This is a genomic window from Burkholderia diffusa (assembly GCF_001718315.1).
GTDB lineage: Bacteria > Pseudomonadota > Gammaproteobacteria > Burkholderiales > Burkholderiaceae > Burkholderia > Burkholderia diffusa_B.
Genome location: NZ_CP013363.1, coordinates 535115 through 547771, shown reverse-complemented (window position 1 = coordinate 547771; position 12657 = coordinate 535115). Strand labels below are relative to the sequence as shown.

Here is a 12657-nt window from a genome sequence, read left to right as displayed (position 1 = left end):
CGGCCGGGACGGCGCTGCGCGGCCGGCCCGGTTTCGTGCAATGCCGTCAGGCGCTCAGGTATTCGTGGACGGCCGCATAGCCGCGGCCGTAGCCGCGCGCCTTCGGCGGCACGCCGTTGAAGATCCCGCCTTCCAGATCGACGCCCGCGGTACGCAGGCGCTTGATCGCGTCGGCGATCTCGCCTTCGGTATGCATGCCCGAGCGCAGCACGAGGAAGGTCGCGCCGGCCATGCGCCCGATGATGGTCGCGTCGGTCACCGCCAGCACCGGCGGCGAGTCGATCAGCACGACGTCGTAGCGCTTGCCGAGCCCTTCGAGGTATTGCGGCAGGCGCGTCGACATCAGCAGCTCCGACGGGTTCGGCGGGCGCGTGCCGGCCGAGATGAACGACAGGCCCTGCACCGGCGTCTCGCGGATCGCCTCCTCGAGGGGCGACTGATCGCTCAGCAATTCGGACAGGCCCGGCTGCACGGTGAGGCCGAAGTAGCGGTCGAGCATCCCGCGGCGCATGTCGGCGTCGATCAGCAGCACGCGCTTGCCCGAATGCGCGAGCAGCACCGCGAGGTTGACCGTCAGGAAGCTCTTGCCGATACCCGGCGTCGGGCCGGTCAGCACGATCACGCGATTCTTCGCGTCCATCATCGCGAACTGCATCGCGGTGCGCAGACTGCGCATGCTTTCGACGCTCAGGTCCTTCGGACGCAGGCTCGCGAGGATCGGCCGCGCGCGGCCGCCGCCCTTCTCGGCCATGGCGTCGAGCTTCACCTGCTCGGTGCTTTGCGGCACCAGCCCGTACAGCGGCAGGTTGAACGTGCGCTCCACGCGATCCGGATCCTCGATGCCCTGGAACAGGTTGCGGCGCAGGAACACGATGCCGGTACCGAGGATCAGCCCGAGGAATACCGCGGCCGACAGGATCAGCACCTTCTTCGGCTTGACCGGATCGCCCGGGCGCAGCGCCGAATCGACGAGGTGGATGTTGCCGCCCGTGCCGGCCTTCTGCACCGACAGCTCCTGCACGCGGTTCAGCAGCAGCACGTAGATGTCCTCGGCGACCTTCGCGTCGCGCTGGAGCTGGACGGCCTTCACTTCGGTCGCCGGCAGGCTGCGGAAGCGGTTGCTGAACTTGTCCTTCTCGCCCTGCAGCTCCGCGAGCTGCTGCTTCGCGGCGATCACCATCGGGTGCGAATCGGTGAAGCGCTGCGCGAGCGACGCGAGCTGCAGGCGCTGGGCCGCTATCTGCTGCTCGTACTGCACGCTGCCTTCGAGGTAGACCTTGGCCTCGTCGCTCGCGTTGATCGAGCCGGACGTGCGCTGATACTGCGTCAGCGCGGCTTCCGCGCGCTCGAGATCCGACTTCAGGCGCGGCTCCTCGCCCTTCAGGAAGGCGAGCATCTTGGTCGCTTCGGCCTGCTTCGCGACCACGTGCTGGTTCAGGTACGACTGCGCGAGCGCGTTCGCGATCGCGGCGGTCTGGTCCGGGTCCTTGCCTTCGAGCGAAATCTGCACGACGCCCGTCTGCTTGCCCTGCTCGGTCACCTGGATACCCGACTGGAAGCCGGTGATCGCGTCGAGATCGTTGTAGCGAACCACGGTGAACTGCGTACCCGGGCGGGCGACGAGCTTCTGCACGAGCAGCGTGACGCCGCCGCCCTGCTCCGATTCGCCGACCCGGCCCGACAGCAGGCGGTTGCCGTTCGGGTCGACCAGCGTGTAGGTGCCGTTCGGGCCGGCCGTCAGCGTCATCTTCTTGCCTTCGAGCGCAGGCACGACACTGATCGTGTCGATGTCGGCAACTTCGCCGCCCCACGCGTACGACCGCAGGCCGAACCACGCGCGCGACGGCTCGCCCGGCGTCGCGACGCGTGCGGCGAGGCTGCCGATCAGCGGAATCGTCTTCGGTACGACCGAGAAGTTCAGCTTGAACTGCTCGACGACCGGCGCGACGACGCCGCGGCTCTTGATGATCTCGATTTCCGCGTCGGTCTGCGCCTGTTGCGGCCCGCTGTTGATCGTCGCGCCCGTCTGCGTCTGCGTAAGCGCCTGCGACGTGTTGTCGTTGCTCTCGACCCGCACGTGCACGTCGGCCTGGTACACCGGCTTCGCGATATAGCAGTAGAGGCCGGCGAGCGCGATGACGGTCACCGCGATGCCGAGCAGCAGCCAGATGTCGTCCATCAGCACCTGGAGCAGCTGGCCGAGGACAACGTCCTCTTCCTCGGTTTTCGCGGTCAGATCCGCGTAGGCGTGTTTTGCTTGCGTGTTCACCATTCGTTCCCGCTTGAGTGGTGCCGGGGCGGAGGCGCCGCCCCGGCGGGCTATCAGCGCGTGATTTGCCGCATGTAGAAGATCGTCTGGATCGTCGGCAGCACCTGCTGCAGCACACGGTTGAACTGCACCGAGCTGGCCGTGCTGACGTAGACGACGTCGAGCGGCTGCAGCGGGAAGCGGCTCGACAGCATCAGCGCATCCGGCTGCGTCATGTCGAGACGGAACACTTCCGGCTTCGTCGGGTTGTCACGCATCCCGCGCATCACGTAGATCTTGCGCGGATTCGCATCGGTGTCGAGAATGCCGCCGCCGGCCGTCAGCGCGTCGGCGATGGTCAGCCTGCCCTTGAGCATCGGCACGGTGACCGGCGTCTTGACCTCGCCCATGATGAACACGCGACTGTCGCTGCGGTCCGGCACGTTGACGATGTCGCCCTGTTGCAGCATCACGTTCTGCTTCACTTCGCCGCGGTCGAGCACGCCGTTCGCGTCGAGCGTGTAGAGCTTGCCGTCACGCGTCAGGCGCACGCGCTGCAGGTCGGCCTCGGCGGTCGAGCCGCCCGAGCGCGAGATCGCGTCGACGAGCGTCAGCGGCACGTCGCTCATCGCGAGCGGGCCCGGCGTCTTCACCTCGCCCGTCACCTGCACCTTCTGGCTGCGGAACGACAGCACGCGCACATCGAGCTGCGGATTCTTCACGTAGCGCGCAAGGCGCGTGGCCAGCTCGTCGCGCGTCTGCGCGATCGTCTTGCCCGCCACGTGGATGCGGCCGACGAACGGGAAGAAGATCGTGCCGTCGGCGGCCACGGTCTGGCCGTACGGATCGGCCTGGCCCGGCAGCGACGACGAATACGGCTGCTGCAGCGCGCCCGCGATCGTCTGCGTCGTGTTGCCGCCGCTCGAGAACGACTGGCCTTGCGGCGTCGTCAGCTCGGGGTGGTCCCACACGGTGACGCCGAGGATGTCCTGCGGGCCGATGCGGTAGACGTACTGCGACGGATCGCTGTAACGGCCCGGCGGCAGCGGGTGTTCGACCTGCTGCTTCTGCAGCTGATCCATCACCAGCTTCGCGTCGATGTAATGAACCGGATAGGTTTCGGCCTGGCCCTGCCGGCCGTCGTCCTTCAGGTTCGACGAGTCGAGATAGTTGCCGGGCGCGGTCGCGCAGGCCGACAGGAAGGTCGTCATCGCGACGGCGAGCGCCAGCGGGCGCATGGGACGTTTCAGCATAGTTTTTGCAGCCATCCTTGAACCAGACGTTCGATCAATGAGTAGCTCTCGCGATAGTCGGCCTCGGGGCCGCCATGCGGATCCGAGATCTCGGCGTCCTCCCACTTGCCCAGCAGGTGGACCTTGCCGCGCGCGAACGGATCGACCGATTCGACGGCCCTGATCTGTTCGCGCTCGCTGACGAGAATCAGGTCGGCGTCGCGCACGATCCGGCGCGACAGGCGCCGCGACCGGTGCTTCGTTGCATCGACGCCGCGCTCGGCGAGCAGTTGGCGCATCACCGGATCGATGCCGTCGCCATCGTTCGCACGCACGCCGGCGGAGTGGAACGTCACGCGCGGGCCGCCACGCGACGCCGTGTGCGACTTGAACAGCAATTCCGCCGCCGGGCTGCGGCAGACGTTCGCGTGACAGACGATCAGGATGTTCCGGAACATGGCGTCTCGAGTCGGGTTACGGGTAGCGGCGACGCGCGGTTACGCGTTCGCGCGCGCGGCGCCCGGCACGCGGGCGGCGACGGCCTGACGCGAGCCGGGGCGGCCGATCGGGTGGTATTCGATGCCCTGCTCGCTCATCGTCTCCGGCTCGTACAGGTTGCGGCCGTCGAAGATCACCGGCGATTTCCATTGACGTCCGAGCGCGACGAAATCCGGGCTCTTGAACGCCTTCCATTCGGTAACGATCACGAGCGCGTCGGCATCGCGCGCGGCCTGTGCCTCGTCGTCGACGAAAGTGAGGCGCTCGAGCCAGCTCGGGTGATCCGCGAGATCGAGCGCGAGCACACGGCGCGCTTCCTGCTGCGCGACCGGGTCATACGCCGCGATGCGCGCGCCGCGCGACAGCAGCTCGGCGATCAGCTCGCGGCTCGGCGCCTCGCGCATGTCGTCGGTGTTCGGCTTGAACGCGAGACCCCAGATCGCGAACGTGCGGCCCGTGAGGTCCTCGCCGAAGCGCGCGACGATCTTGTCGGCGAGCACGCGCTTTTGCGTCGCGTTGACCGACGACACGGCCTTCAGGATCTGCAGCGACTGGCCGTGCTCGTCCGCGGTGCGGATCAGCGCCTCGACGTCCTTCGGGAAGCACGAGCCGCCGTAGCCGCAGCCCGCATACAGGAAGTGATAGCCGATGCGCGGATCGGAGCCGATCCCGCGGCGCACCGCCTCGATGTCCGCGCCGAAGCGGTCGGCCAGGTTCGCGAGCTCGTTCATGAACGAGATGCGCGTCGCGAGCATCGCGTTCGCCGCGTATTTCGTGAATTCGGCCGAGCGCACGTCCATGTACAGCGTGCGTTCGTGATTGCGGTTGAACGGCGCATAGAGCTTCTTCATCAGCTCGCGCGCGCGCTCGCCCGGCACGTCGTCGTCGCAGCCGATCACGATGCGGTCCGGCCGCGTGAAATCGTCGACCGCCGCGCCTTCCTTCAGGAACTCCGGATTCGACACGACGGAGAACATCGGGACGTCGCCGCCGCGCTTCGCGAGTTCCTCGGCCACCGCCGCACGCACGCGCTCGGCCGTGCCGACCGGCACCGTCGACTTGTCGACGATCACCTTGAAGCCCTTCATGTAGCGGCCGATGTTGCGCGCCGCCGCGAGCACGTACTGCAGGTCGGCGGAGCCGTCCTCGTCGGGCGGCGTGCCGACCGCGATGAACTGCACGTCGCCGTGCGCGACCGCCGCCTCGATGTCGGTCGAGAAGCGCAGGCGCCCGGCCGCGCGGTTGCGTGCGATGACTTCCTTGAGGCCCGGCTCGTGGATCGGCACACCGCCGTTGTTCAGGATGTCGATCTTCGCCTGATCGACGTCGAGACAGAACACGTCGTGCCCGATGTCGGCGAGACAGGCACCGGTGACAAGACCTACGTAACCGCTGCCGATGATAGTCAGATTCATGATGTGTCGGACCTCGTGACCAATGATTCGAAATTCGTGAAACCGGGTGTCTGCGCGGAATGGAACCGCGTCAGTAAGCGTTGCTGCCGGTGAAGCCTTTCCAGAGCGTCAGCACGACGATCTTGATGTCGAGCCAGAACGACCAGTTCTGCATGTAGTACAGATCGAGCTTCACGCGTCCCATCATCTTCTCGATCTGGTCGGTCTCGCCGCGAAAGCCGTTGATCTGCGCCCAGCCGGTGATGCCCGGCTTGATCCGGTAGCGGAACATGTAGCCCTTCACCAGATCCTTGTAGATGTCGTCGTGCGCGAGCGCGTGAGGCCGCGGGCCCACGACCGACATCTCGCCCTTCAGCACGTTGATGAACTGCGGCAGTTCGTCAAGACTCGTGCGGCGCAGGAAGCGGCCGACCGGCGTCACGCGCGTGTCGTTCTTGGTCGCCTGCGTGACCTGTCCCGCGACTTCCTGATGCACCTTCATCGAGCGGAACTTGTAGATCTCGAACTCGTGCCCGTCGATGCCCTTGCGCTTCTGGCGGAAGAACACCGGGCCGGGCGACGTGAGCTTGATCAGGCACGCGATCAGCACCATCGCCGGCGCGAGCGCGGTGAGCGCCGCCAGCGCGAACAGCCGGTCGAACACGAACTTCGGCAGGATTCGCACGTCGGTGATCGGCGACGCCGCGAGGTTGATCGCCGGCACGCCGAGCACCTCGACCACTTCCTGGTTGAAGAACGACAGCGTGCGCACGTCCGGAATGAAACGGATGTTCACGAAGTCGTGGCGGAACACCGTCACGATCTGGTGAATCCGGCGCTCCTCCGTGATCGGCAGCGTGAGCCACAGCTCGCTGATCGCGCGGCTGCGCACCAGCCACACCAGCGATTCGAACTGCCGCTCGATGCGCACGTCGTCGAGCGCGACTTCGCCCGGCGCTTCGCTTTCGTCGTACACGCACACCGGGTTGAAGCCCGCTTCCGGACGCGCCCGCATCTGCGCGATCAGCCGCCGCGCCGCCGGCGTGCCGCCGACGATCGCCACCGCCTTCAGGTTGTAGCCGCCGCGACGCAGTTGTCGCAGCACGACGTGCACGCAAGCCTTCGAGCCCGCAAGCAACGCCATCGTCACGAGCGCCCAGTAACCCAGCCACAGTCGCGACAGGTCGCCCGACTGATGAAAGCTGAAGCTCATCAGGATGCCCGCGAGCTCGACCACCAGCCATGCGAACGCGACGCGCCCCACCAGCCCGACGAGACGCTTGCCGCGCCACGACTGGTAAATGCCGATGGCCGGAAAGAACACGACGACCAGCAGGCAGTCGAACAGCACCATCGTGCGCTGCAGGTCGTTGAGCCAGATGCTGCCGCCGTGCAGCGCGGCGGCGATCAACGCCCCCAACACGACCATCGCGATATCGATGACTCTCGCCAGCACGCTCAACATGTCCGCTTCCTCTTTGAACAGGCGTTTGCCGAACAGCTCCTCGTGCAGCCCGTGCCGCACCTTCGATTCAAACGTTGCATGACGCTATTGAAGCGGCAAGAAAATCGCCCCTCAAGCGCACAAGTATTTCGAAAAATAATCGGAAATTCTTGCCGCGACATTCTTGAATTAAATCGGCACGTTTTCCCGAATTGATCGCGAACCGGGATTTTTTCAGCAACTTTACGGTTCCCCGCAACCCTTTTCAGGATTGGGATACAGCCCGATTCGCCGAATTATTTTTTATTTTTTTATTTGCATCGCATGCTATCTGGGAAAAATTTCCCCGACATGTGCGCGACGAGTATCGTACAAATCGCCCGGTTTTATTGTCGATTTACTTCATGCTACAAACAGGCACTGACTTCAATCGAGGAGAGTGTCATCATGAATGCTCCGGCCGTGGCCGCCGATACGCGCCCTTCTTCTTCCGCCGCAACCGACGCCGCGACGCGCGTCGCGGTGCAGCCGGTGATCCTTGCCGGCGGTTCGGGCACGCGTCTGTGGCCGATGTCGCGCGAACACTATCCGAAGCAGCTGATCGGCCTGCTCGGCGATCATTCGCTGCTGCAATCCACCGCGCTGAGGCTCGACGGCCTCGTGACCGGCCATCCGTTGAACGACGATGTGCTGATCGTGTGCGGCGAGGATCACCGCTTCACGACCGCCGAGCAACTGCGCCTGACCGGCAAGCGCGCATCGATCATGCTCGAGCCGCTCGGCCGCGACACCGCGCCCGCGCTGACGCTCGCCGCGCTGCGGATCGTCGCCGGCGGCAGCGATGCAGTGATGACCGTGATGCCGGCCGACCACGCCGTGGCCGACCAGCCGCGCTTTCATGCGGCCGTCGCGGCCGGCGTACATTTCGCGGCCCAGGGCAAGATCGCGACGATGGGCATCGTGCCGGGCCGCGCCGAAACGGGCTATGGCTACATCCGCGTCGGCGCGCCGCTCGGCGACGCCGCCACCGGCAACCTCGACGTGCGCCGTCTCGACCGCTTCGTCGAGAAGCCGCATCTCGAACTCGCGCAGCAGTACGTCGCATCCGGCGAATACTGGTGGAACAGCGGGATCTTCATCGTGCGCGCGTCGGTGTGGCTGAACGCGATCCGCCAGCTCGAGCCCGAGATCCTCGCAGCCTGCGAGCAGGCCGTCGCACGCGGCAAGGACGACGGCGACTTCTTCCGCGTCGACCGCGACGCGTTCGCCGCGTCGCCGTCGAACTCGATCGACTACGCGGTGATGGAGCGGCTCGTGAACCTGCCGCAGCTGTGCGAAAGCGTCGTCGTGCCGCTCGACGCGGGCTGGTCGGACGTCGGTTCGTGGGACGCGATCTGGCAGATCCTGCCGAAGGACGAAGCCGAGAACGTCGGCCGCGGCCGCGTGCTGTTCGAAAACGCCGAATCGACCTTCGCGCATTCGGAAAGCCGGCTCGTCGCATGCGTCGGCACGCAGAATCTCGTCGTCGTCGAAACGCCCGACGCCGTGCTCGTCGCCGACAAATCCTGCGTGCAGGACGTGAAGAAGATCGTCGGGCGCATCAAGGCCGAACGCGGCGCGGAAGCAACCGATCACCGCAAGGTCCATCGCCCGTGGGGTCATTACGATTCGGTCGACATGGGCGAGCGCTTCCAGGTGAAACGCATCGTCGTGAAGCCGGGCGCGCGACTGTCGCTGCAAATGCACCACCACCGCGCCGAACACTGGATCGTCGTGCGCGGCACCGCTCGCATCACGCGCGGCGACGAAACCTTCCTGCTGTCCGAGAACGAATCGACGTACATCCCGCTCGGCGTGTCGCACCGTCTCGAGAACCCGGGCAAGATGCCGCTCGAGCTGATCGAAGTGCAATCGGGCGCCTATCTCGGCGAGGACGACATCGTCCGCTTCGACGATACCTACGGACGCCAGTGATGCAATGCCTGCCGGGCGCGCCGTCTCGACGGTGCGCCCGGCACCGACTGCACGGGTAGACAAAAAAAACGCGCGGGCGTCGTGATGGACGACCCGCGCGTTTTCGTTCGGACGACGATCAACCTACGCGATACGCGTATTCGCGGCGGTCCGACTGCACCGGGTCGTTGCGGCTCTCTGACAACGCGCCCGCGCGACGCTCGGCGATGAAGCGCTTGATGTCCGACTCGGCGCGCGCCAGCGCGGACAGGCCGGCCAGCACCTCGCTTTGCGGCGCACGCACCGGTTCGTCGCTCGCGCCATGGCGATCGATCCACTGACGCGCCCAGTCGAGCGCGTACTGCTCCGCTTCCTCGGCATCGGTGAAGCGCGGGCCGATCAGGCCGGAGCGCTCGACGCGCCGGTCGTCCTGCGTGATCTCGGCCCACGCGCGGTACATCAGGTTCTGCACTGGCTGCGCGCTGCCATAGATCGTGTAGCCGCGGTATTCGTCGACTTGCGGCTCGGCCGCGGCGAAGCTCGCGGCGGACGGACGCCCGTGACGCAACCCCGCAGATTGCGCACCCGGCACCGCGAACGATGCACCGGGCGACGCGTCGTCGGCGTCGTTCGGCATCGGGGCGAGCGTCGCGCCCTCACCCTCCCAAACGTTTGCCCGCGCGACCGGCAGTTGCCACGACTCGGGGTTCTGCCAGAACACGCCGCGCAGACGGTCGTTGTCGGGCACGGGCTCCGCGCGGCATGCCGGTGCGACGGGCGCCGGCGGCGGCGGCACGTACGCGAACGTGCGCCCGCTGAACTGGGTCAGCACGTCGATCATCTGCAACAGCGTGCCGTTCGCGAGCCACTCCTCGTAGCGACGGCGGCACGTCGGCCCGGACGGATAGCGCCCGGGCAGTTTGGACCACGCTTCACCGGTCGTCAGGATCCAGAGAACCGCGTTGGCAACGACGCGCGGTTCGGCGCGCGGACGGCCTCGACGATTCAGCCGGATGGGCTCATCGGCGATCAGCGTTGAAAGTCGAAACCACTCTTCATCGTTAAGCTCATCGAAGAACATAGTTGATTTCTCCACGCAGCCAGGCCAGGGCTGCGATTGTCGGCGCCGTCGTCACGCATCGCGTCACGGGGCGGCCCGGTTGCACATTATGGTTATCCGAATGTTGTGCATGCCGGTGCGACACCGCACTTTCACGGTGCCGCCATTCACGGCAATGGCGCACAAACTACGGTCTCACTCCAATGTGGGAATTTTTGTGCACGAAGCATACCATCCCTAGGGTTTATCTCAATATGACAATGACTTAATGTTACGCACTGAAACAACCTGCCAAGGATGGGCAATCCATTTACGCTTGAATTTTTTTACGCGATCGTTATGCGTGATGCTGGGAAGCCCCGTCTGGCGGGGCTTTGCTGGATGCCGGTGCGGCACGTCAGACGGGCGCCCGCGTTGTTCCGACCCTTGCCGGAGACAATCCCCTGAATTGCCGTCGAAAATCGGTAAATCAGGGAAAATTTCGTAACAAGATATTCACGGATCGGTAAATCATTCAAATTCCATTGGCCTGATTTTTCCCCATGCACAATCTTTTTATTGTTTCTCCGCAAGTAATGAAAGCGGTTGGAGATTCGATGCACATTGTTTCCCGGCATGCAAGCGTCGACGGGTTTGTTACATCCTGGAGTCGCAAACGGGCGACAGCGGCGGGCGCGGCGATCAAGCGCCGCGTTTCGGGTCGGAACGGTTGGAATTCGCGCGGGATGGGAAGCGGCACCCGGCCGCACGCGTCAGCGTAGATCGCCGGCCAGCGACGCGGCGACGTCCGCGTCCACGCGTTGCGCCGGCACCGTATAGGCCGGGTGATCGCAGCCGATCGACAGCGTCGCGCCGCCCTTGAGCGCCGCGCGCATCGGTGCATCCAGTTCGAAGCGCACGAAATGCACGGCGGAGGTCTTCTCCGCGTTGTCGCGGTCGAGATCCTCGTCGGCGATCGCATAGACGTCAGGGTGCCCGTCGACCCGGAGATACACGCGATCCTCGACGCCGATCAGCCGCGCGAGCGCCGCCCTCCGTTCGGCCTCGTGCTCGTATTCGATCTGCAGCGTCGCCTTCAGATTGGTGCCGTCGGGCACGAGCGGCAGATAGGCTTCCAGCTCCCCCTCGATGCCGGCCTCATCGAAGATCTTCTCGATGTGCAGCATTTCCTGGATCTGGTAGCGAATCGTGGTCTCGTCCTCGAACAGGAAGCGCAGATGGTTGCCGAGCGCCACCGCGCGGCGGCGCTTGTACGCGACGAGCCGTGCGTGTTCGGCCTTGCGGATCTTCGCGTACGCTTCGAGCGTCAGCAGCGAGTCGCGGGTCAGCGTCATGAGATGTCCTCGGATAGCGTCGATGTCTTCGTGGAGCGGCCGGTTCAGATGCCGTACGCGCGGCGCAGCAGCGTCAGTGGATGCGCGAGCGGCGCGGCCGGCAGCCCTTTCTCGTCGATGCCCTGTGCGATGTGATGGCCGGCGAGCGCGCAGTCCGACGACACCACGTCCGGCTTCGGCTCGGCCATCGCCTTGAACACGGGCGTACCGATCCGCATCGCGTCCGCATGGAAGGCCTTCTTCACGCCGAACGTGCCCGCGTGCCCCGAGCAGCGCTCGACGACATTCACGCGCGTATCGGGCACGAGCGACAGCGTGTCGGCCGTCTTGCGGCCGATGTTCTGCACGCGCGCATGGCATGGCACGTGGTACGACACGGTGCCGAGACCCTGCTTGAAATCGGTCTTCAGCAAACCGTCGCGATGCCGCGCGATCACGTATTCGAACGGATCCCAGAATGCATCGGCCACCGCGCGCACGGCTTCGTCGCCGGGAAACATCAGCGGCAGTTCGCTCTTGTACATCAGCACGCAACTCGGGATCGCGCCGATCAGCGCATAGCCTTCGCGCGCATAGCGTTCCAGCACCGGAACGTTCACGGCCTTCTTCGCGGCGACGCCCTCGAGGTTGCCCTGCTCGAGGAGCGGCATCCCGCAGCACGCTTCGCGCGTGACGAGCTCGTACGGAATCTCGTTGTGCGCGAGGATCGCGAGCAGGTCGTGGCCGATGCCCGGCTCGTTGAAGTTCACATAGCACGTCGCGTAGATCGCGACCTTGCCGGGCGTGCGTTCGCCGTCACGTACCGGCAGGCCGTCCGAGCGCTTCGCGGCGCGCCGGAACTTGCGCGGCGCGAACTCAGGCAGCCACGCGTTGCGATCGACGCCGAGCGCCGCTTCGAGCGCGTGGCGCGCGGGCGGCGTGCGATTCACCGCGTTCACCGCCTGCGTGACGATCGGAATGCCCGCGAAATGGCCGAGCGCGTCGGTGTTCGACAGCACCTTGTCGCGCAGCGGCGCCTCGCCGCGCTTGTAGCGCGCCGCCTTGCCGCGCAGCATCAGGTGCGGGAAGTCGACGTTCCATGCATGCGGCGGCACGTACGGGCATTTCGTCATGTAGCAGAGGTCGCACAGGTAGCATTGGTCGACGACCTTGCCGAACGCGTCCTTCGGCACTTCCTCGATGTCGCCCGTCGGCGTGTCGTCGACGAGATCGAACAGCGCGGGAAACGCGCCGCACAACGACACGCAGCGCCGGCACCCGGCACAGATGTCGAACACCCGCGTCATTTCCGCATCGATCGCGGCCTGGTCGTAAAACGCTTCGGACTGCCAGTCGAGCGGATGCCGCGTCGGGGCTTCGAGACTGCCTTCCTTGTGTGGCATGGGGCGCTCCAGCGTGGCGCGCATGCGCGCGGACGCGCTGCCCGCGTGATGCGGGCAGCGATCAACGCACGGCCGGCCGCAGCATGTCCGGCCGGGCCGTGCTGCCTTGCTG

Annotated in this window: 9 protein-coding genes; 1 reads left to right on the top strand and 8 read right to left on the bottom strand. The window is 65.8% G+C overall.

Annotated elements, in window-relative coordinates; translation table 11 throughout:
* Window positions 1–46: 46 nt before the first annotated feature.
* From WI26_RS17915 to WI26_RS17895, 5 genes are all read right to left on the bottom strand, one after another.
* Window positions 47–2272, bottom strand: coding sequence for a polysaccharide biosynthesis tyrosine autokinase (locus WI26_RS17915; protein WP_069226707.1), 2226 nt, complete (start codon window positions 2270–2272; stop codon window positions 47–49).
* Between the two features lie 50 nt (window positions 2273–2322).
* Window positions 2323–3501, bottom strand: a complete 1179-nt coding sequence (locus WI26_RS17910; RefSeq protein WP_059510068.1) for a polysaccharide biosynthesis/export family protein — start codon at window positions 3499–3501, stop codon at window positions 2323–2325.
* Complete coding sequence (locus WI26_RS17905; protein ID WP_069226706.1) at window positions 3495–3938, bottom strand: low molecular weight protein-tyrosine-phosphatase; 444 nt, start codon at window positions 3936–3938, stop codon at window positions 3495–3497. The genes WI26_RS17910 and WI26_RS17905 overlap by 7 nt, the downstream gene beginning before the upstream one ends.
* Window positions 3939–3977: 39 nt before the next feature.
* Window positions 3978–5393 carry a UDP-glucose dehydrogenase family protein gene (locus WI26_RS17900; protein WP_060188961.1) on the bottom strand — a complete coding sequence of 472 codons (1416 nt, stop codon included), beginning with the start codon at window positions 5391–5393 and terminating at the stop codon, window positions 3978–3980.
* Window positions 5394–5463: 70 nt separating this feature from the next.
* Window positions 5464–6837, bottom strand: a complete 1374-nt coding sequence (locus WI26_RS17895) for an undecaprenyl-phosphate glucose phosphotransferase (RefSeq protein WP_059466724.1) — start codon at window positions 6835–6837, stop codon at window positions 5464–5466.
* A gap of 426 nt (window positions 6838–7263) precedes the next feature.
* On the opposite strand from WI26_RS17895, the gene WI26_RS17890 reads away from it, so the two are divergent.
* On the top strand, window positions 7264–8790 hold the full coding sequence (locus WI26_RS17890) for a mannose-1-phosphate guanylyltransferase/mannose-6-phosphate isomerase (protein WP_069226705.1): 1527 nt from the start codon (window positions 7264–7266) through the stop codon (window positions 8788–8790).
* Between the two features lie 118 nt (window positions 8791–8908).
* Here the strand turns inward: WI26_RS17890 and WI26_RS17885 are convergent, their stop codons facing one another.
* The 3 genes from WI26_RS17885 to WI26_RS17875 form a co-directional block, all read right to left on the bottom strand.
* On the bottom strand, window positions 8909–9850 hold the full coding sequence (locus WI26_RS17885; protein WP_059466548.1) for a transposase: 942 nt from the start codon (window positions 9848–9850) through the stop codon (window positions 8909–8911).
* Window positions 9851–10581: 731 nt separating this feature from the next.
* A complete protein-coding gene (locus WI26_RS17880) occupies window positions 10582–11163 on the bottom strand; it encodes a DUF3501 family protein (RefSeq protein ID WP_059542183.1) in 582 nt (193 codons plus the stop codon).
* Window positions 11164–11207: 44 nt separating this feature from the next.
* On the bottom strand, window positions 11208–12545 hold the full coding sequence (locus WI26_RS17875; RefSeq protein WP_059466725.1) for a heterodisulfide reductase-related iron-sulfur binding cluster: 1338 nt from the start codon (window positions 12543–12545) through the stop codon (window positions 11208–11210).
* Window positions 12546–12657 lie beyond the last annotated feature (112 nt).

What these genes read in the sequence shown, in the direction of transcription:
- WI26_RS17915 (WP_069226707.1), bottom strand. Translation starts at nt 2,272, where the DNA reads ATGGTGAACACGCAAGCAAAACACGCCTACGCGGATCTGACCGCGAAA.
- WI26_RS17910 (WP_059510068.1), bottom strand. Translation starts at nt 3,501, where the DNA reads ATGCTGAAACGTCCCATGCGCCCGCTGGCGCTCGCCGTCGCGATGACG.
- WI26_RS17905 (WP_069226706.1), bottom strand. Translation starts at nt 3,938, where the DNA reads ATGTTCCGGAACATCCTGATCGTCTGTCACGCGAACGTCTGCCGCAGC.
- WI26_RS17900 (WP_060188961.1), bottom strand. Translation starts at nt 5,393, where the DNA reads ATGAATCTGACTATCATCGGCAGCGGTTACGTAGGTCTTGTCACCGGT.
- WI26_RS17895 (WP_059466724.1), bottom strand. Translation starts at nt 6,837, where the DNA reads ATGTTGAGCGTGCTGGCGAGAGTCATCGATATCGCGATGGTCGTGTTG.
- WI26_RS17890 (WP_069226705.1), top strand. Translation starts at nt 7,264, where the DNA reads ATGAATGCTCCGGCCGTGGCCGCCGATACGCGCCCTTCTTCTTCCGCC.
- WI26_RS17885 (WP_059466548.1), bottom strand. Translation starts at nt 9,850, where the DNA reads ATGTTCTTCGATGAGCTTAACGATGAAGAGTGGTTTCGACTTTCAACG.
- WI26_RS17880 (WP_059542183.1), bottom strand. Translation starts at nt 11,163, where the DNA reads ATGACGCTGACCCGCGACTCGCTGCTGACGCTCGAAGCGTACGCGAAG.
- WI26_RS17875 (WP_059466725.1), bottom strand. Translation starts at nt 12,545, where the DNA reads ATGCCACACAAGGAAGGCAGTCTCGAAGCCCCGACGCGGCATCCGCTC.